Here is an 18,993-nt window from a genome sequence, read left to right as displayed (position 1 = left end):
ACGACCCCTGACGGCGGCTCCGTTACTGCTTCGTAGAAGTCTTCGCATAACTCCGGTGTCGCAATCTGATGAACGGTACGTTCAGGTCAAATACACACCTCTCAAAACCCGCTCAGTCAGTATCGTCTCTCGAATGGTTACTCTGCCACGTCGGTGTGACAAGCAGCGGTACGAATCGGACACTCCGCAGTATGCGTCACGAATGACGGGCGATCGTTGCGGATCTCGGCTACAACACCCAGACAGTCTTCATAGTCTGAGGTCGTGAGGCGATTCCAGTTCCCATCCATCTGTCGGACCATCACCGTCACGGGTGCATCCGGCCAGACGCAATCGAGTGTCACCATGTTTGGGTCCGTCAGAATCTCATGGGTTTCCAGATATGCGACTTCATCAGTATCTTCCCGGTCTATTCTAACGTCCACCGTGACAGGCTCTCTACGTGGATTTGTCAAATCCAGCCTCTGCAACGTTGCGTATGTCTCTCCACCAAGAGATAGACAGCCTGCCGTGGCACCCATGCCACCGCTCGAGGCAAGCGCAAGAAACCGGCGTCTCTTCATATCACTCTTTAGCTGTTTACTAATAAATATGTTCTGTGATCGATGGATTCGATCTATTCAGAGATCTACTTATCAGTCAATCCAGTCCAGAGTGCCGTGTAATCTCCCCTGTAGAACGAACGCTGGGATTCCGTTTACTGCTACGTGGTCAACTCGAGCACCCGTTCGCGAAGCTCCGCGGGTGAATCGACGATCACGTCCGCAGAGGAGCGATCGATGTCGCCGTGGGCGTCGATCCGGTAGGCGACGACGGTCATGGCTGCTCGCGCGGCCGCCTCGATCCCGTTTGCCGAGTCCTCGACGGCGACGCAGTCGGCGGCGGGAACGCCGAGTTCGCCCGCGGCGTACTCGAAGACATCCGGTTCGGGCTTGCTCGCGGCGTCGATATCGTCGGCACTGACGACACGGTCGAACGAGTCCTCGAGGGCGAATCGCTCGAGGACCATGCCGATCCAGTCGTGGGGTGACGACGAGACGAGCGCCGTCGGCACGCCGCGAGCGTCCAGCTCGGCGAGCAACTCGGGCAGGTTATCGAGGAGGGTGGCGCGCTCGGTGTAGATCTCCTCGGCAGCCGCGTTGAAGCGCTGGATGAACTCCTCGCGAGAGATAGTGGTCCCGTACTCGGCCTCGAGGTAGTCGTAGATCTCGCGGAAATTCATGCCACTCGTCTCGGTGACGGCGACGTCCGCGTCGGGAACGGCGGCCGGCAGGATCTCCTCGCGCTGGAAGTCGACCCAGAAGTCTTCGCTGTTGACGACGACGCCATCCATATCGAACAGCACAGCAGTCATGTACGCCGGGGTAGTCGACCGGCCCGTATAGCCGTTTGGCACGCAGCAGTGTGGTTATCGGACGACCTCGCCGCGTCGTTCGTGTTCCATCTCCGTCTCGACCGCTGTCGCGATCTCCGCGCCGAATTCGCGCTCGAGCAGCCACAGCGCCAGATCGATCCCCGCGGTAACGCCGCCGGCGGTGAGGACATCCCCGTCGTCGACGACGCGCGCGTCGACCACGTCCGCGACGTGGGACTCGAGGTCGTCGACGGCGACCTGATGAGTCGTCGCCGGCCGTCCCTCGAGGAGCCCGGCTTCGGCCAGCACCATCGCGCCGGTACAGACCGAGGCGACAGTTGCGCCAGCGGTAGCGCAGTCGTCGATCGCCGCCGGCAGGACGTCGTCCTCGATAGCTGCGCGAACGCCGCGATTGGCAGTCGTCCAGCCACCGCCGGGGACGAGCAACAGATCCGGGTCACCGAGCGTCCCGTCCGGTTCGACCCGAAGGTCGTGACTCGCCGTTACGAGATCCGTCTCTGCGAGCGTGACCAGTCGCGTCTCGAGCGATGCGCCGGCCTGGGAACCGTTCTGAAACACTTCGTAGGGGCCGATCGCGTCGAGTTCGTCGAAGCCGTCGAACAGCACGATTTCGGCGGTCAGGTCGACCATACCCCATCGTCGACGGTACTGGGCAAAGCCGTTGTGTCCACGCTGGCTCCAGTACCAACTGCACCTCAGTGTCACCTCGATCGCACGACGGCGACGCGATCGATGTGGAAACCGTTTCGGTCGGTACGATAGTGATGCGAGGCGGGTCCGCGAGTCGGCCCGCGATAGCGTGTGCCGCGTCGATTCGCTCGGCTGCGTCGCCACGTCCTGGCTCACTGGGTGTCCCGGTGACGCCCCCGTCCGATCCGCGTTGAACGGGCCACAAACCGACGAAAACGTCGGTTAAATGGCTTCAAACTCCCGAAAAGCGTGTTCACGACGATCCCCCTTCAAGTCGGTCCGGCCACCGAGTATCGGTTGCAAGCTATGAAACGAACGACGCTCATCGCTGCTGTGTTCGCAGTACTGATCATGGCGACCGGATTCGCCGCCGCGGCACCCGGAAACGCACCCGTCGACACGGGCGCGGATAGTACCGACGACCACGCGGAGAGCGAACCACAGCACGCGACCGACCACGACGATCGAAGCGAAAACGCTGCTACCGAACGCAACGAGAACGGTGCCGCTGCCGACGAACGCAACGGGAACGGTGCCGCCGACGAACGCAACGGACAGGGACCGAACGTCGACCTCCCAGCTCAGGTTCCTGACCACGTCTCCACGGTCCACGATCGGATTTCGTCGTTCCTGAGCGGTGACCTCGAGACCTCCCTCGGCGACGCGATCAGCGCGGTGACGCCGGGTGACGAGAACGCAGACGAGAGCGACGAGGCGGACGATGCCAGCGAAGACGAGACTAACGACGAGCAATCCGATGACGAGCAGACCGAGTCGGATGACATGCAGTCCGACGAGCAGACTGACGACGAGCAGACTGACGACGAGCAGACCGACGAACAGACCGAGTCGGACGACACGCAGTCCGATGCCTAACTGACACGCCATGCCAACACCAGCGCCGCCGTCGCTTGGCATCGAAGATCGGCTGCTGGCGTTCGCCGTGAGTCTGCTGGTCGGCGGTGTGGCCCTCCACGTCGGCACCCACGTCGTCGCGGACGCTCGAGACTACGCCCACGCGGTGCTGACTGCGTTGCTCGGGGCGTTAGTCTGGGCCGTCCTCGAGCAGGTGCCGTTGCTCGGCGGGCTGTTGGCGCTGCTCGCGTGGGTTGCGATCGTCAGGTGGCGCTACCGGCTCGGCTGGCTGCGGTCCGCCGGGGTCGGTGTCGTCGCCTGGACGGCTGCAGTCGTCGTCCTCGCGGCCCTCGAGTTGGTTGGTATCGGCTCGGTCTCGGCACTCGGCGTGCCGGGTGCCTGATACGATCTCCTGTCACTGTTTACCGGCGCACCCGCAACCCGTTATGCGGGTGCGCCGGTACTGACTGACAGGAGTTGTATGACTCGCGTCCCCACTGGCGCGCCCCTCCATTGACGCCCTCGCCCGCTGACGCGTCCTTCACGACGCTACTCACGCTGACGCTTCCCTCCCTCACACGATTCCTGTCGGCGTGTCCGTCCTGGATTATCCCGTCGAACGATCCGTTTTCGAAGCCACAACTGGTTGGCAGCTGGTCGATCCGTAGCACTCCCAGAGAGGTGATTTTCGACGGAACAAACGGAATGAACGGTCGGAAAATCGGAGTAACCGTCTGCGGGGTATATCTGTCGACAGTGGTTGTCTCCAGTCCCAATGAATCCAATCGATACCGTCGGACGACGCGACTATCTCAAGCTAACGAGCGGTGTTGCCGCTGGCAGTACCGTTGGTCTCAGTGGCTGTCTCGGAGGGAACGGTGGCGGCGACGCCGAAACAGGGACGCTCGGCACGATGGTCACCGACCAGCCCGGCGATATCGCCGACTTCGACTCCTGTGTGGTGACGATCCAGGGAATCTGGGTCAAACCGTACAACGAGGACGAAGGCGACGAGGACGATACCACTGGCGACGAGGAGAACGATACCGAAACCGACAACGACACCGCCGAGGACGACGCGGACGTCGACGAGAGCGAGGACAGGGAGTACCACGAATTCGACGAGCCACAGGAGGCGGACCTCGTCGACCTGCAGGGAGACAACACGCAGCTGATCGACGAGCGTGAACTGACGGCTCAGGAGTACGAGTTCCTCCAGCTCGACGTCTCCGACGTAGCGGGCGAACTGAAAGAGGGCGGCGACGTGGAGGTGTCAACGCCCGGAAACGCACCGCTGCAGTTCACCAAGCGCTTCGAGGTTCGGCCGGATCAACGGACCACGTTCGTCGGCGACTTCACGCCCGTTCGCCGGGGACAGCAGGATCGCTATCTCCTGCAGCCGGTCGCCCAGGGAACGCGAGTCGTCTACGAGGACGAGGAGGACGAGGCCAACGAGACTACCGAAACCAGCAACGATACCAACGGGTCAGAGACCGATGCGTGATCACCGTGTCTCTTCGGACGAGCGCACGTCAGGACCGACTCGGCAGCGATACCCGAGCTATATCCGTTCTAACGGAGAATAGGTAACGATGGTACCACTCATCGGCCCGCTCGTCGCATTCCTCGTTGCCCTCCTCGTCGGTGGGCTGGCGATCTTCGTCAGTGCGAGGGTCGTCGTCGACGTCGACGACTATTCACACGCGCTCGTCACGGCCCTCCTCGGCGCGATCGCGTGGGCGCTCACGTCGTGGGTCCCGCTGCTCGGTCCGATACTGGCGCTGATCGCCTGGATCTGGGTCATCAACTGGCGCTACCCCGGCGGCTGGGGGACGGCCGCGGCCATCGGGCTCGTCGCCTGGCTCGCTGCGCTCGTCATCCTGTTCGTACTTAACGCCGTCTTCCGGCTCGGCGTCGGCGCGTTCGGCGTCCCCGGCGTGTAGCGGTTCCCGGCCCGCCGAAACCGATCGACATTCAGCACAAATCGACTCAAATCGGGCTCACGGACTGACCAGTTGATTGTGGTGACCGTCTATCGTCCGATCGTGATGCAACGACGAACGCTACTCACGATCGCGATCGGACTCTCACTCCTCGTCGGTACGATGGGAACCGTGACGGCACAGCCAGCCGATGGCCCACCGGACGACCTGCCGGAACCGGTCCCGGAGTTCGTCTCCGATATCCTCGAGACGATATCCGACTTCGTTAGCGGTGCGCTCGAGTCACTCGGCGAGGCCGTTCGAACCCTTGCCCCCGGTGGTGACACGGTCGAATCGAGCGGTGGTGGATAGTGATTTTAAATTGACTAGTCCCCTATAAAATCCGGCGTATAGAGCCGGAACAGGACGAGAAACCCGGTTCTACGACTTTCGTATGCTTTAAGCGATGTGGCAAGTACCGACTCGTATGAACGGTCGCGTCGGCGTGACGGTCGTGGTCGTCGCGGTACTCCTCACCGGAACGGGACCGATTGCCGCCGCTGCCGGATCGACGGACACCGGACAGGCGCGCTCGAGTCCGTTTGCACTCCAGCAGGACGGGATCGACGCAGACGAGGTCCAGATGGACGTCGCGCTCCAGCCGAACGGCACCGCAGAATGGACTCTCGAGTTCTGGGTCCAGCTGGACGACAACGAGAGCACGACGGCGTTCGAATCGTTGCGAGACGACATCCGAGACGATCCGGAGAGCCACACCCAGACCTTTGCTGAACGGATGAACGACACCGTTACCACGGCGAGCGACGCCACGGGACGCGAGATGTCCGCCGACGGGTTCGCCGTCGAGACTGAGCGCCAGTCGTTCGCTCGCGAGTACGGCGTCGTCAGGTACACGTTCCGCTGGCACGGGTTCGCCGCCGTCGAGGGCGACGAACTCCGAGCGGGCGATGCTATCGAGGGGATCTACCTGGACGAGGGAACGCGACTGCTGGTCGAGTGGCCCGAGGGCTACGAGCGAACGTCGGTGACACCCGACCCCGACGACGCCCGCGAGCACGCGGTGATCTGGTATGGCGGCGAGACCGACTTCGTCTCTGGCGAGCCGCGCGTCGTCGTTACTGCTGGTGGAAGCGGACTCAGTACGACGACGATCGCAGGCGTCGTGGTCGCTACAATCGGACTCGGCGCTGTCGGCGCGTGGTGGTACCGGAACCGGACGTCGGCGGTGGGGCCGACGACCGACGGAGACGGGGAGTCGGATCGTGCATCCGACCCCGGATCCAGCTCCGCGGCGTCGGCGGAGACGACCGACGAATCGGCTGGCTCGAGTGCGACCGGCAGACCCGATATGGATCTCCTCAGCAACGAAGAGCAGGTCCTCCGACTCGTCAGGGACAACGGCGGCCGGATGAAACAGCAGGCTGTCGTCGAGGAACTCGGCTGGACCGACGCAAAGACCAGCAAGGTGGTCAGCGGACTGCGCGAGGAGGGGGAACTCGAGTCGTTCCGCCTCGGTCGCGAGAACGTGCTCTCGTTGCCCGATGCGGACGACCCCATGGCGGACCCCAACAGTGACAGCGCAGAATGACACGAATACGCCACGCGAACCGACCGCCGAGTACGACACGGCGATATCCGACGAAATCGACAGACGGCACCGGATCGAAAACGGCGTTGAACGGCGTTAACCGTCGTTGAATCCACGTCATCGTCTCGAGGGTATATCACCTCATGAACACAACCAACGAGCAATGAACCGAACCACCTCGATCACACTGACAGCGATCCTCGCCGTTGCGATGGTCGCAGTTCCCATCGCTGCGGCGGGTGTCGTCTCGAGTGGGACTGTACAGGACGATCCCGGAGCGGACGGTGGGACCGAATCGATCAAGCCCGGCGAACAGTTCAGCGCCGCCATCGGCGTTCAGAACGCCGAGATCGACGGCGACGTGTCGGAACGAGCGTTCGGCGTCAGGATCGCCGCCGCCGAGACGAACGAGACGAAAGCGGCCGTCGTTGACGAGCAATTCACGGAGAGCCAGACTCGCCTCGAAGAACTCGAGGCCAGACTCGAGCGCTTGAACGAGTCCCGTGAGGCCGGCGACATAAGCGAGGGCCGCTATCGCGCCGAAGTCGCGACGACCGTCGCCGAACTGCGAACCGTCGAACGACAGGTTGCAGCCGTCGAGACGACGGCAGCCGAGTTACCCCCCGAGGCGCTCGACGAACGCGGCGTCGATGTCGAATCGATCCGAACGCTGCGTGACCGGGCGGACGAACTCGGAGGGTCCGACACCGCGTCGGTCGCTCGCTCGATTACCGGCAACGACGTTGGCCAGCCGATCGGCGACGGTCGAGAGGCTCGTGAACCTTCCGAGCAGGGTCCCAACGAGCGCACGGATAGCCGGAACGGAACTACCGGCCCATCGAGCGAGGACTGATACCGCTGTTCGTCTCGCGAGCGTGACCGCACTCCTGTTTTTTGGTTCCTGATACCGTAGTTCGGTGGGATGGTCGACGCGTATGCGATGCTCGATACCGCGGCTGGAACCACCGATGACGTGTGTCAATCACTGCACGATGCAGAGGGTATCGTGGAGGTATACGCCATCGCGGGCGATTTCGACGTCATCGTCGAGCTGACGGGCGACGACCCCCGCGACCTCCTCGAGACGGTCACGGACACGATTCGCCCGCTCGAGGGCGTCGGAACGACACGAACGTACATCTGTATCGACTGAGGCTGCCGTCCGCGGGTTTACATACGAAGCCGCGGCCAGACCGCCCATGATCGACGATGCGATCCGCGTTCTCGCGGGTGACTGTACCGTCATCGCCGAGGGTGACGACCGCCAGGAGTATCGCGGTCGGGTGACGACGATCGTCAAACCCGACAACACCGTTCTCGTCCATGACATCGACGGCTACCAGCCCGTCGCGTGGCTGACCCGTGCCGATAGCGTCTCGAGCGATCGCCGAGACGGCTTCACGCTCGTCGCGAAAAAGGACACCCAGACGCTCCGGCTCGCCGCTCACGACCAGGACGGCTTTGCCCACTACCCGTCGTCCGCGGCCGGCACGCCCGTCGGGACGTGTCCGGACTGCGGTGGCGCGCTCGTGCGCTCGAGCGGCGTCCACTGCGTGGGCTGTGGCGACCGGTACGGCGTGCCGGCCGACGCGACGATCCGCGACGACCAGTGTGACTGTGACTGTGGTCTCCCCAAGATGCGCGTCGAGCGCGGCCTGGCGTTCAACGTCTGTCTCGATCGAAATTGTGAGTCCCTCGATGCGGCGGTCCGCGAGGCCTTCGACCGCGAGTGGTCGTGTCCGGAACCCAATTGTGACGGCGACCTCCGGATCCTCCGACGTGGTGGCCTCATCGCCGGCTGCGAGCACTATCCGGACTGTGACACTGGCTTTGCCGTCCCCGCGGGCGTCGTCGACGGCGAGTGTGGCTGTGGCCTCCCGACCTTCGAAACCGCAAGCGGCATCCGGTGTCTCGACGCGACCTGTGAGCGTGCGCTCGAGGGGACGGTTACGGCCGAGTCCGCCGCTGACGACTGATCACCAGTCGATACCGACACCGGATCAGTCACCACGCGATAGTCGCCCGACCAGCCGCCGCTGCGGGGGTGGGATGAAAGGGGTTTTCAAGATAGTTGCATTTGGCGATCCGACCCAAACCGGCTCACGAGTGACGAACGGGAATCGATCCGCAGCCCCTTAGTCGCGGCCGCCCAACACCCGCTATGACACTCGAGGGGCGGTTCGACGACGGCGTCGTCCGCGTCGGCGGCGACGCACGTCAGCGGTATCACGACTCGCGGGGGTACGGCTATCCACTCGAGGGCAACGAGATCGCCCTCGCACCCGTCGAGGCGGCCCACCTGCTGTATCGGGGCGACCTCGAGGCGGTGGTCGACGAACGCGGCGAGCGCCTCTCCTTCCGGGAGTTCGTCGCGCGCGAGCCCGGCGAGAACTTCGACGTGCGGTTTCTGGTCTACGCGGATCTGCGCTCACGTGGCTTCTATCTCTCGCCGGCCGCCGAGCCGTGGGTTCCGAACCCGCCCGGTGGCGAGGCCGACTTCGCGGTCTTCCCGCGTGGGAAGGGGCCTCGCGACGGCGAGATCGAATACGCCCTGCGGGTTATCGGCGAGCGAACCGACGTTCCCGCCAGCGAGCTCCGAGAAGGCGTGCTGGCAGTCGTCGACGAAGAAAGCGAGATCACCTACTTCAAGATCGGCCGTCGTGATCCGGCCGGCACGTCGGGTACCGACGTAACGTTGCCCGATAGCTGCGAGGCCGACTTGCTCGCCGACCGGGTCGTCGTCTGGGAGCCGCCGCTCGAACTCTACGAGCGGACGTTTTACGGCCAACCGCTCGAGGGCCGGGAGTACGACGAACCGACGTTGCAGTGTTCGCTGCTCGAGGCGGCCTACCTCGCCGAACGTGGAGCGATCGACCTCGATCCCGCGACGGTCCGCGAGCGGGGCCGCGAGGTCGAAGGTGAGCGGTTCGATCGGCGGCTGACCGTCTATACCGAGCTCCGGGAGCGTGACGTCGTCCCCAAGACGGGCTACAAGTTCGGGGCGGACTTCCGGACGTACGCCGACGTCGAGTCCGTCGAAAACCTCGGTCACTCCGAGTTGCTCGTGCGGGTGCATCCGTCAGATTACGTCTTCGAGCCGCGCGATCTGGCGCTGGACGTCCGACTCGCCCACGGCGTCCGGAAGACGATGGTGTTCGCGCTGGTGGACGACGCCGACGGAATCGAGTGGTGGTCGCTCGAGCGGCTGACGCCATAACGGAACTGAAAGCGAACCATTCGCTGCCCGCGGCGGTCAGTAATACTGGCATCTCCCTCGAGTCGAAGCCGAAGGCTTTTGCGCGCTGGCGCGCCAAAGCGCAGGTAATGACCGGAGACGACCCACTCGAGGAGTCCGAGTCAGGGGAACCGCTGACTGACGGAGGGGCCGCAGGTGCCGACGATGTTGCGCTGGACCCCTGGGGATCCTCGAGCGTCTCCGACTACCGCAAACTCTTCGAGGAGTTCGGGATCGAGGAGTTCGACGAAGTGCTCGAAGAGGTACCGAACCCGCACTATCTGATGCGCCGAGGCGTCATTTTCGGACACCGTGACTACCGGCCGGTCGCGCGGGCACTCCAGAACGACGAGCCCGCGGCCGTCCTCTCGGGCTTTATGCCCACTGGCGACCCCCACATCGGCCACAAACTGGTCTTCGACGAGATCATCTGGCACCAGCAACAGGGGGCCGACGCCTACGCCCTGATCGCCGATCTCGAGGCCAACTCGGCCCGCGGGATGAGCTGGGACGAAATCGACGAGCACGCTCGTGATTACCTACTCTCGCTGCTCGCGCTCGGTTTCGACCTCGAGGAGGGCACGCTCTACCGCCAGTCCGAAAACCGCGAGCTACAGGACCTGGCGTTCGAACTGGGCGCGGAGGCCAACTTCTCGGAACTCCAGGCGATCTATGGCTTCGACGGCGAGACCGACGTTTCGCACATGCAGTCGGTCGTCACCCAGATGGCCGACATCCTCTATCCGCAACTCGAGGAGCCCAAACCCACGGTCATCCCCGTCGGTCCCGACCAGGATCCCCACGTCCGACTCGCGCGGGACCTCGCCGAACGGATGCGCTTTTTCAAGGTGAGCGAGGCCTACGCCAGCTTCGAACTCGACCCCGCCGAACGGGACCTGGTCGCCGACTTCTACGAGCGACTCGATCCTGCCGAGTTCGACGACGACACGCTCCGGTGTGTCCACGTCGCCGAGGCGCTCGAGGAGACGCCGCTGTCGGATCTTGCGGTTGACGCTGATACGCTGAGTTCGGTCTTGACGAAGCTGAACGAGGCGGGCATGGAGCCGATCCGACCCCGCACGCGCTTTTTCGACCGGCGGGCGACCGACGAGGCGTTCGACGCGCTGATCGACGCCATCGACGGCGAAAAGCGGGTCTACGAGAACCACGTCGACGCCTTCGAGATCGACCTCGCCGAGGCCGAGGAACTCGCCCGCGAGGTCGAAGTCGACACCGGCGGCTACGGCTTCCAGCCACCGTCGTCGATCTATCACCGGTTCATGACCGGACTGACCGGTGGCAAGATGTCCTCCTCGATCCCCGCTTCCCACATCTCGCTGCTGGACGATCCCCAGGACGGCTACGACAAGGTCAAGGCGGCGACTACCGGCGGCCGCGAGACCGCCGAAGAACAGCGCGAGAAAGGCGGCAAGGCCGACGAGTGTCCCGTCTACGAACTCTACGCCTACCTGCTGTCCGGCGACGACGACGAGTTCGCCAAACGCGTCTACGACGAGTGTGTCGGCGGCGAACGCCTCTGTGGCGACTGCAAGGAACAGGCGGCGCAGTTGATGCGGGAGTTCCTCGAGGAGCACCAGGAGAAACGTGACGAAGTCGAGGAGCTACTCGAGGACGTCGACATCGAACTCGAGTCGCCGCGGCGTCGCTAGCACGACCGACCCGGCTGCCGGCAGCGGCTCCACCGACGCGCGATCGACCGTTTTTCGAGTACGAACGGCGCGGGGAGGTGGTGTCTGACGAAGCTATATACGGTTGTTCGTGAAACGACGCAGTACTGATGGGTCGGTCCCTCCGCCCGTCGGACGACGACCTACTGGCCTCCGCTGACGTTCTCGGTGCGTTCGGCGTCACACCGGCGGACCTCGACCACGCACCGGCCAGCGATGGCTCTCTCGAGACGGCGCTCGCCGACGCGCTCGCGGCGGGCGTCGACCGGACGACGGTGCTTCGCCGGACCATTACCCGGAGCGAGCGCGGGCTCGCCTGCCCGGCCCGGTACTCGACGGCCGACCTCGAGTCCGAACTCGTCGCCGTCTTCGAGGCGATCGGCTGGTCGCTGTCCGTCTCTCCCACCCGTGACGGACTGGTACTCACTGCGGCCGACCGCCACGACCGCCGCCGCGAGACGACCGTCACGTATCCCGACACACCGCTTGGGGACGACAACCTCCCGGCTGTCCTGTGGACGATCAACGACGCCGTCTTCGCGGGAACCGACGCGCGGTTCGTCCTCCTCTCGACCGGTATCGACCGCTGGCGGGCCGCGCTGATCGATGAAACCGAACTCGAGCGACTCCACGATCACTACGGCTCGCGACTCGAGATCGGCGAGCGGCCGCTGTGTCCCGACCACGGCCTCGCGGCGTACGTCCCCGACGCGAAAGCTGGCGACACGATCGGATCGGGAGACGGCGAGCCGTGGCCGCCATGGGCGCTCGAGCGGGACGCTCGTGGGACGGCCACCCGAAACGAGGACGAGGGCGTCGACTCGCTCATCGACGAAGCGGAGCCGTCGACTGGTTCGGATGCAGCGTCGGTATCCGCCGACTCGAGCGAGATCGACGGCTTCGAACTGCGCGGCAGCCCTGCAATCTCGCGACAACGCGATGGCGCTGACAGCCGGTCCGCTGAAACGACACCTGCATCGACGACGTCCGGTGATGCGGGCACATTCGGGGGCTCGCGTCAGGACAGTCAGTCAACCGATACCGACGACTTCGGTACGCTCTCGGGATCCAGCCAGACCGCCCGCGTCACGAACGACTCGTTCGGAACCAACGTCGACTGTGGGTCCGAAGACGACCGGTATCGTGCGCTTGGGGCCGCACTCGACGCCGGCGGGGCCGTTTCAGTGCGGGGATTGCTCGAGGACGACGATTTCCTCCCCGAACTGCCTGCCACCGAATCCGAGGAGGTCCGCATCGAATTCACTGACGAGTTCGACCCCGCGGCGATCCCCGAGGCGACGGCCGCCGCCGAAGAAGCAGGGTTCGAGTGGGTCGATTCCGGCTCGCTCGAGACGACGCGTGTCCCAAACGGATGACGGCCCGCAGGCGGCCGCGGCCGGCGGACGGATGCCGAACGGTATGCTGACGCGTATCACAACGTTTTTAGCCCGCTCGCGAATCATCCCGGATATGGCACTCGAATCCCGCGGCCGACGTGCGTGTGCCGGTGTCCTGTCGGGGAGATCGAGACAGGGTTCGGAACGCGAACGGCGTGCGTGTTCCGGTGTCGGCGAGCAGCCACAGCGACTACACCCGGGATTCGACTTCTTTTTCGCCCGGTGAGCCGGGCCGGTGGATCCACGAGCGTCCACACCGGATGTCCGTGGCGAAACCGACCGTCCGACGCCGCTATCGGGGGCCACCCCTGAGCAGTATCGGAACCGCTAACTGACCAACACGCAGCCATCCAAACAAGCGAATGCAACTTCCAGAACAACAGGTCGCGGTCCTTGAGACCGCGAGTGCGGACGAGGCAACGTCCGTCGATGCCCTCGCCGCGGCGACCGATCTCCCCCCCGAGACCGTCACTGGGGCCGTCTTCGAACTCGAGGACGAGGGGCTGGTCGCCGTCAGCGAACGCGTCGACGAAACGGTCGCGCTCACCGACGAAGGACGTGAGTACGCCGACGAGAAACTCCCCGAGATCCGGCTCTACGAGGCCGCACTCGAGGCCGGGGCCGACGCCGATCCCGTCTCGATGGGACAGGTCATCGGTGCGTCGGGGCTCGAGGGCGGCGCGGTCGACATCGCGCTCTCGAACTACGCGCGCAAGGGCTACGGCGTCATCGACAGCGGCGAGATCACCGCTGATTCCGACGCAGAGCCCGATGCTGACGCCGAAGCGAACGCGCTCGCGGCACTCGCCGACGTCGACGACGCGCCGGTCGATAGCGTCGACGTCGACGCGGATACGCTGGACCAGCTCGAGCGCCGCGGTCTGCTCGAGCGAACGGAGTCGACGGTTCGCGAGGTGACGCTGACCGAACTCGCCGTCACGGAGCTGATGGCGGGGATCGAGACCGCCGAGACGGTCGGCCAGGTCACCCCCGAACTGCTCACCAGTGGTGAGTGGGAGGACGTCGAGTTCGCCGAGTACAACGTCGAAGCCGATGCCGAACAGTTCGAGGGCGGCAAGGTCCACATCCTACGCCAGACCGCCGAACGTGTCAAGGACGTTCTCGTGGGGATGGGCTTTCAGGAGATGGAAGGCCCTCACGTCGACGCGGACTTCTGGATCAACGACTGCCTGTTCATGCCCCAGGACCACCCGGCACGGACTCACTGGGACCGGTTCGCCCTGGAGCAGCCGACCCACATCGACGAGCTACCCGAAGACCTCGTCGACCGCGTCGAGCGCGCCCACAAGGAAGGCGTCGGCCCGGACGGCGAGGGCTATCACTCGCCGTGGGACGAGGACTTCGCGCGGGCGCTGGCCCTGCGCGGGCACACCACCTCGCTGTCGACCCGGTATCTCTCGGGCGAGGAGATCGGCGACCTCGAGCCGCCACAGCGCTATTTCAGCGTCGAAAAGGTCTATCGTAACGACACGCTCGACCCGACGCACCTGCTGGAGTTCTTCCAGATCGAGGGCTGGGTGATGGCCGAGGACCTCTCGGTGCGCGACCTGATGGGCACCTTCGAGGAGTTCTACTCCCAGTTCGGGATTACGGACATCCAGTTCAAGCCCCACTACAACCCCTACACGGAGCCGAGCTTCGAGCTCTTCGGCACCCATCCGACGACCGGCGAACTCGTCGAGATCGGCAACTCGGGCATCTTCCGCGAGGAGATGTTAGAACCTCTCGGTGTGGAGTGTGACGTGATGGCGTGGGGACTCGCGCTCGAGCGACTGCTCATGCTGATGTACGGCTTCGAGGACATCCGGGACATCCACGGAACGCTGTGTGACCTGGAACTGCTGCGCGAGACGGAGGTGACCTACTGATGCCCACGGTCGATATCGACCCCGACGAACTGCGTGACCTGACCGGCCACGAGGAGAAAGGCGACGAGGAACTGAAGGAGGACCTGTTCGGCCTCGGCCTCGAGTTCGAGGGCCGCACCGAGGAGGGGGCGTTCGAACTCGAGTTCGCACCCGACCGACTCGACCGACTCTCGGTCGAAGGTGTTGCCCGCTCGATGCGCTACCAGTACGGTGACGCGCGAGGAATCCACGTCCCCTCGCCGAACTCGGCGGACTGGACGATCGAGGTCGACGAGTCGGTCCCCGACGAGCGGCCGTACGTCACGGGTGCGGTTGTCCGTGACGTGGATCTCGACGAGGAGGCCCTCGAGTCGCTCATCCAACTGCAGGAAAAACTCCACGCGACGATGGGGCGCAAGCGCGCGAAAGGCGCAATCGGGATCCACGATCTGACGATGCTCAAGGGCAGTCCCGCGACGGAGGGCAACCCGACGATCGAGTACGTCGGCGTCGAACCCGACGAGGACCGGTTCGTGCCGCTCGATTCCGACGCGGAGATGACGCCCGCGGAGGTGCTCGAGACTCACCAGACGGGCCAGACCTACGCCGATCTCGTCAGCGAGTACGAGCGCTACCCCGCGATCTACGACGACATCGGGCTGTTCTCGTTCCCACCGGTGATCAACGGCCGCCGAACCGAGGTTTCGACGGACTCGCGTGATCTGTTCGTCGAGATGACCGGCACCGACCAGTGGACGATCGACAAGATGCTCAATATCGTCTGCTACGCGCTCGCGGCGCGCGGGGCTACGCTCGAGGAGGTGACGGTCGAGTATCCCGACAGCGAGGTCGTCCGTCCCGATCTCTCGACCAAGACGAAGACGGTCGCCCACGACCGCATCGAGACGATCCTCGGCATCGGCCTCGACCCCGCCGACGTGATCGACTTGGCCGAACGGTCGGGTCTCGAAGCGGAAAAAGAAGAGAACGAGGACGGCGACCTCGTCTACGAGGTGACGATCCCGCCCTATCGCGTCGACGTGCTCCACCCGCTGGACATCATCGACGACCTCGGGCGGGCCTACGGCTTCAACGACCTCGAGCCCCGCTATCCCGACGTGGGGACCGTCGGCGGCCGCCACGAACGCTCTCGCCTCGAGCGCGCGGTCCGCGAGTCACTCGTCGGACTTGGCTTCGAGGACCTCCTGAACTTCCACATGATCAGCGAGGACGAGAACTACGACCGGCTCGACGTCGAGCCGGGAGCGGACGTCTACGGGGCCGGCGAGCCCGCGACGATCAAAGAGCCCTACAGCGAGGACTTCACCATGCTCCGGACCTGGGTCATGCCCTCGCTGTTGATGGTCCTCGAGCGAAACACCCACCGCGCGTACCCACAGGATCTCGCCGAGATCGGTTTCGCCGCTGAAATCGATGACGACGAAAACACCGGTGTCGCGGAGGGTCGCCGCGTCGGGGCCGTCCTCGCCAGTCACGACGCCGGCTACGAGGATGCCAAGGCACGGCTCCAGGCGCTCGCGCGTAACTTCGACGTCAGCCTCGAGACGCTGCCGATCGAGCATCCGACCTTCATTTCCGGTCGCACCGCCGCCGTCGTCATCGATGGCGAGGAGGTCGGCGTGATCGGCGAGGTCCACCCGAAGGTGCTCGTCGAACACGACCTCGAGGTGCCGGTGTCGGCCTTCGAGTTCGATCTCGAGGCGCTGCGCTAAGAGAAAGCGGTTTTCTCGAGTTCGAGAAGCAGTTTGCGGTCGCGGTCTAATCGATTGTACCGCGAGCGAGTGAAACGAGCGAGCGGGCCGACGACTGACTCGGAGCGAACGAAGCGAGCGGAGAGGAAGGAGGAGTGCTTTTGATCGAAATTTTGTCGAGGGACATCGCGCTGACGGCAGCTACGCTGGCGCCAGCGTGACAGACCGCAGAGCAAAATTTCGTTCTTTAGAACTCGTGTTCAACGTCGTCTTCGTCAGCCTTTTGGATGATGATTTTGCCGTCCCGGACTCGGACGAAGACCTCGTCGCCGATATCCATGCCCGCGACTGCGAGTTCATCCTCGTGGAGATTGAGGTGGACGTTGTGATAGTTGCCGTCGTCGTCTTTCGCACCGCTTGGACTCAGCTTCTTTTTCCGTACCATCGCGGGATTCTATTCCGAACTTCGCCGTAGGATATACTTAAGTGTTTTCGACGCCCAGGCAAATGATCGGCCACCGCGCGCTGAGACGGGAAGTACGACACGGCGCCAGCCGCTGACTGGAGATACTGCGAGAGAGTGGCGTTCGCGCTGTACTTAAAGATACCGACGCAGTCGGTCGGTTTTCGGGGATATCTTTATGTCGAGTCGTGTGCTCGTTTGACACGGAGGCGAAAATCATGGTACGCGAAGACGGTAAACGGAACTTTGCACTGCGCGAATCGGGCGGTGACGAATCGAGTGTCTTCTCCGGGAACACGCCCCGTCAGGCCGCGCTCAAGGCGGCCCGACGACTCGAGCCGGGCTCAAGCGAGGAAGAGGCCGAACGCGTCGAACTCAAGTTGCGAGAGAAGGGGACGGACAAGGTCCACATCTACGACGGCTGGGCGTGGGAGGAGACGGCACCAAGCGACAAACCGGACTGGATGCCCGACGAAATCACGGAAGCGAACGTCTCGAAGAAGGGAATCGAACACTTAGACGAGTAGGCAGTCCGCTCGGTCGGTATCTCTCGTGTGGTCGGCTGCCAGCGGTGTCGCCTGCGATGTGTATCCGAAGCCGACGCAGTCCTCTCGGACGACAGCAGCAGGTTGACGAGTATATTGCGAAACCCGACGGTCTTTTGGCCCATACTACACTATCTGCCCGTAATGGACGCAGTTACGCTGGGACCCGAAGGAACCTATTCGCACCGGGCGACGAGTGCAATCGCTGATGATGGCGAGATCGATTTCCGACAGTCGGTCACGGCGATCGTCGACGCCGTTGCCGCCGGCGAGTACGACCGCGGCGTCATCCCGATCGAAAACAGCATCGAAGGCTCGGTGACCGAGAGTCTCGACGCCATCGCTGACTACGATGTCGCCGTCGTCCGTGAGATCGTCACTCCGATCCGCCACGCCTTGCTCGCACAGGGCCCGGAGTTCGACACCATCGCCAGCCACTCCCAGGCGCTGGCGCAGTGTCGCTCGTATCTCGAGCGCGAGTACCCCGACGTAACCCTCGAGGCCGTCGCGAGCACGGCCCAGGGTGTCGAGTTCGCCCGCGATGACCCGTCGGTCGCGGGGATCGGCCACCCGGCCAACGCCGAGGACGGCGTCGATCTCGAGGTCCTGGCCGAGGACATTCAGGACCAGGACTCGAACGCGACGCGGTTTTTCGCACTCGCGCCCGCCGACGAGCGCTCGACCGGCGGCGGCAAGACCTCGCTGGTGGTCTATCCGAACGCGAATTACCCCGGACTGTTGCTCGAGTTGCTCGAGCCCTTCGCGGACCGCGATATCAACCTGACCCGTGTCGAATCGCGCCCGAGTGGCCAGCGGCTGGGCGATTACGTTTTCCACGTCGACTTCGAGGCTGGCCTCTACGAGTCGCGCACCCAGGAAGCGATCGCGGAGCTCGAAGAGCTCGCCGAGAACGGCTGGGTCCGGCGGCTCGGCTCGTACGACACTGAACACGTCGTCGAGTAAGAGGGCGGCGGCCAACCGATTATTCAGCGGCTGTGCTGTCAGCAGGACGAATCCAGTCTCGAATGCGATCGGCGTAGGCAGAATTAGCCGTTATCGAATCGGGACAACGCCGTTCTGTCAGTTGCCGCGGTAACTGACCACAAACTGTTTTTCACACCCCACGCTAGCACGGGTATGCCACTCGCCCCAGGCGATGACGCGCCGGCCGTGACCGCACCGAATCAGGACGGTGAGACCGTCAGCCTCGCGTTCGCGGAGCCGACGGTCCTCTATTTCTACCCGAAGGACGACACGCCCGGCTGTACCGTCGAGGCAAACCAGTTCCAGCGCGAGCGCGAGACCTACGCGGACGCCGGCGTCGACGTCTACGGTGTCTCGACTGACGGCGTCGACTCCCACCGGTCCTTTTGTGAATCGGAGGGCCTCGAGTTCGATCTACTCGCAGATCCCGACGCCGAAATCGCTGCGGCCTTCGGCGTCGAGCTTCGGAACGGCAAGACTGCGCGGACGACGTTCCTGCTGGCCGACGGCGAAGTGCAGGCGGTCTACGAGGGCGTCGATCCCGACGGCCACGCACGTGAGATCCTGCTCGACGCCCTCGAGGACGATCTCGTGACTCTTCCCGAGTGAGCGTTCTGTCGTCGTTCTGCGGGCAGAATTTATCCCGGTCG

Annotated in this window: 22 protein-coding genes; 18 read left to right on the top strand and 4 right to left on the bottom strand. The window is 64.2% G+C overall.

What is annotated here, in order from left to right; translation table 11 throughout:
- Nucleotides 1–137: 137 nt before the first annotated feature.
- The 3 genes from ACFR99_RS16400 to ACFR99_RS16390 all read right to left on the bottom strand — a co-directional run bounded on the left by ACFR99_RS16400 (nt 138) and on the right by ACFR99_RS16390 (nt 2,005).
- The gene (locus ACFR99_RS16400; protein WP_390289529.1) at nt 138–563 is read right to left on the bottom strand and encodes a hypothetical protein; all 426 of its coding nucleotides are present in this window, start codon (nt 561–563) and stop codon (nt 138–140) included.
- Nucleotides 564–703: 140 nt separating this feature from the next.
- Nucleotides 704–1,354: an HAD family hydrolase gene (locus tag ACFR99_RS16395; RefSeq protein WP_390289526.1), complete on the bottom strand. Its 651-nt coding sequence runs from the start codon at nt 1,352–1,354 to the stop codon at nt 704–706.
- A gap of 54 nt (nt 1,355–1,408) precedes the next feature.
- A complete protein-coding gene (locus ACFR99_RS16390) occupies nt 1,409–2,005 on the bottom strand; it encodes a DJ-1/PfpI family protein (protein WP_390289523.1) in 597 nt (198 codons plus the stop codon).
- A gap of 366 nt (nt 2,006–2,371) precedes the next feature.
- On the opposite strand from ACFR99_RS16390, the gene ACFR99_RS16385 reads away from it, so the two are divergent.
- The 15 genes from ACFR99_RS16385 to pheT all read left to right on the top strand — a co-directional run bounded on the left by ACFR99_RS16385 (nt 2,372) and on the right by pheT (nt 16,372).
- Nucleotides 2,372–2,941 carry a hypothetical protein gene (locus ACFR99_RS16385; protein ID WP_390289520.1) on the top strand — a complete coding sequence of 190 codons (570 nt, stop codon included), beginning with the start codon at nt 2,372–2,374 and terminating at the stop codon, nt 2,939–2,941.
- Nucleotides 2,942–2,951: 10 nt separating this feature from the next.
- Nucleotides 2,952–3,323, top strand: a complete 372-nt coding sequence (locus ACFR99_RS16380) for a hypothetical protein (protein ID WP_390289516.1) — start codon at nt 2,952–2,954, stop codon at nt 3,321–3,323.
- A 372-nt stretch (nt 3,324–3,695) separates the two neighbouring features.
- The gene (locus ACFR99_RS16375) at nt 3,696–4,424 is read left to right on the top strand and encodes a DUF4382 domain-containing protein (protein WP_390289513.1); all 729 of its coding nucleotides are present in this window, start codon (nt 3,696–3,698) and stop codon (nt 4,422–4,424) included.
- 88 nt (nt 4,425–4,512) lie between these two features.
- Nucleotides 4,513–4,863, top strand: coding sequence for a hypothetical protein (locus ACFR99_RS16370; RefSeq protein ID WP_390289510.1), 351 nt, complete (start codon nt 4,513–4,515; stop codon nt 4,861–4,863).
- A 105-nt stretch (nt 4,864–4,968) separates the two neighbouring features.
- On the top strand, nt 4,969–5,214 hold the full coding sequence (locus tag ACFR99_RS16365; protein ID WP_390289507.1) for a hypothetical protein: 246 nt from the start codon (nt 4,969–4,971) through the stop codon (nt 5,212–5,214).
- A gap of 115 nt (nt 5,215–5,329) precedes the next feature.
- Nucleotides 5,330–6,451: a helix-turn-helix transcriptional regulator gene (locus tag ACFR99_RS16360; RefSeq protein ID WP_390289504.1), complete on the top strand. Its 1,122-nt coding sequence runs from the start codon at nt 5,330–5,332 to the stop codon at nt 6,449–6,451.
- Nucleotides 6,452–6,614: 163 nt separating this feature from the next.
- Nucleotides 6,615–7,304 (top strand): hypothetical protein, encoded by a 690-nt coding sequence (locus ACFR99_RS16355; protein WP_390289501.1) that lies wholly within the window; start codon nt 6,615–6,617, stop codon nt 7,302–7,304.
- Between the two features lie 69 nt (nt 7,305–7,373).
- Entirely contained in the window at nt 7,374–7,604 is a 231-nt protein-coding gene (locus ACFR99_RS16350; protein ID WP_390289499.1) for an Lrp/AsnC family transcriptional regulator, read from the top strand.
- Between the two features lie 46 nt (nt 7,605–7,650).
- The gene (locus ACFR99_RS16345; RefSeq protein ID WP_390289496.1) at nt 7,651–8,427 is read left to right on the top strand and encodes a DUF91 domain-containing protein; all 777 of its coding nucleotides are present in this window, start codon (nt 7,651–7,653) and stop codon (nt 8,425–8,427) included.
- Nucleotides 8,428–8,612: 185 nt separating this feature from the next.
- Nucleotides 8,613–9,668, top strand: a complete 1,056-nt coding sequence (gene endA, locus ACFR99_RS16340) for a tRNA-intron lyase (RefSeq protein WP_390289493.1) — start codon at nt 8,613–8,615, stop codon at nt 9,666–9,668.
- Nucleotides 9,669–9,775: 107 nt separating this feature from the next.
- Complete coding sequence (locus ACFR99_RS16335) at nt 9,776–11,356, top strand: tryptophan--tRNA ligase (RefSeq protein WP_390289490.1); 1,581 nt, start codon at nt 9,776–9,778, stop codon at nt 11,354–11,356.
- Nucleotides 11,357–11,484: 128 nt separating this feature from the next.
- On the top strand, nt 11,485–12,750 hold the full coding sequence (locus ACFR99_RS16330; protein ID WP_390289487.1) for a hypothetical protein: 1,266 nt from the start codon (nt 11,485–11,487) through the stop codon (nt 12,748–12,750).
- Between the two features lie 94 nt (nt 12,751–12,844).
- Nucleotides 12,845–12,997, top strand: coding sequence for a hypothetical protein (locus tag ACFR99_RS16325; RefSeq protein WP_390289484.1), 153 nt, complete (start codon nt 12,845–12,847; stop codon nt 12,995–12,997).
- Nucleotides 12,998–13,133: 136 nt separating this feature from the next.
- On the top strand, nt 13,134–14,660 hold the full coding sequence (gene pheS, locus ACFR99_RS16320; protein ID WP_390289481.1) for a phenylalanine--tRNA ligase subunit alpha: 1,527 nt from the start codon (nt 13,134–13,136) through the stop codon (nt 14,658–14,660).
- Nucleotides 14,660–16,372 carry a phenylalanine--tRNA ligase subunit beta gene (gene pheT, locus ACFR99_RS16315; protein WP_390289478.1) on the top strand — a complete coding sequence of 571 codons (1,713 nt, stop codon included), beginning with the start codon at nt 14,660–14,662 and terminating at the stop codon, nt 16,370–16,372. The genes pheS and pheT overlap by 1 nt, the downstream gene beginning before the upstream one ends.
- Nucleotides 16,373–16,598: 226 nt before the next feature.
- Here pheT and ACFR99_RS16310 read toward each other — a convergent pair whose 3' ends face one another.
- Nucleotides 16,599–16,796 carry a hypothetical protein gene (locus ACFR99_RS16310; protein ID WP_008013187.1) on the bottom strand — a complete coding sequence of 66 codons (198 nt, stop codon included), beginning with the start codon at nt 16,794–16,796 and terminating at the stop codon, nt 16,599–16,601.
- A 236-nt stretch (nt 16,797–17,032) separates the two neighbouring features.
- Between ACFR99_RS16310 and ACFR99_RS16305 the strand changes: the two genes are divergently transcribed.
- From ACFR99_RS16305 to ACFR99_RS16295, 3 genes are all read left to right on the top strand, one after another.
- Entirely contained in the window at nt 17,033–17,341 is a 309-nt protein-coding gene (locus ACFR99_RS16305) for a non-histone chromosomal MC1 family protein (protein WP_138783141.1), read from the top strand.
- A gap of 162 nt (nt 17,342–17,503) precedes the next feature.
- Nucleotides 17,504–18,322 carry a prephenate dehydratase gene (gene pheA, locus ACFR99_RS16300; RefSeq protein WP_390289473.1) on the top strand — a complete coding sequence of 273 codons (819 nt, stop codon included), beginning with the start codon at nt 17,504–17,506 and terminating at the stop codon, nt 18,320–18,322.
- A 174-nt stretch (nt 18,323–18,496) separates the two neighbouring features.
- Nucleotides 18,497–18,952 carry a peroxiredoxin gene (locus tag ACFR99_RS16295; protein WP_390289470.1) on the top strand — a complete coding sequence of 152 codons (456 nt, stop codon included), beginning with the start codon at nt 18,497–18,499 and terminating at the stop codon, nt 18,950–18,952.
- Nucleotides 18,953–18,993 lie beyond the last annotated feature (41 nt).

The organism is Haloarchaeobius amylolyticus, from assembly GCF_042678045.1.
Taxonomy (GTDB): domain Archaea; phylum Halobacteriota; class Halobacteria; order Halobacteriales; family Natrialbaceae; genus Natrinema; species Natrinema amylolyticus_A.
Note: the sequence above shows the minus strand (reverse complement) of the source record. Positions and strands in the feature narration are given on the sequence as shown.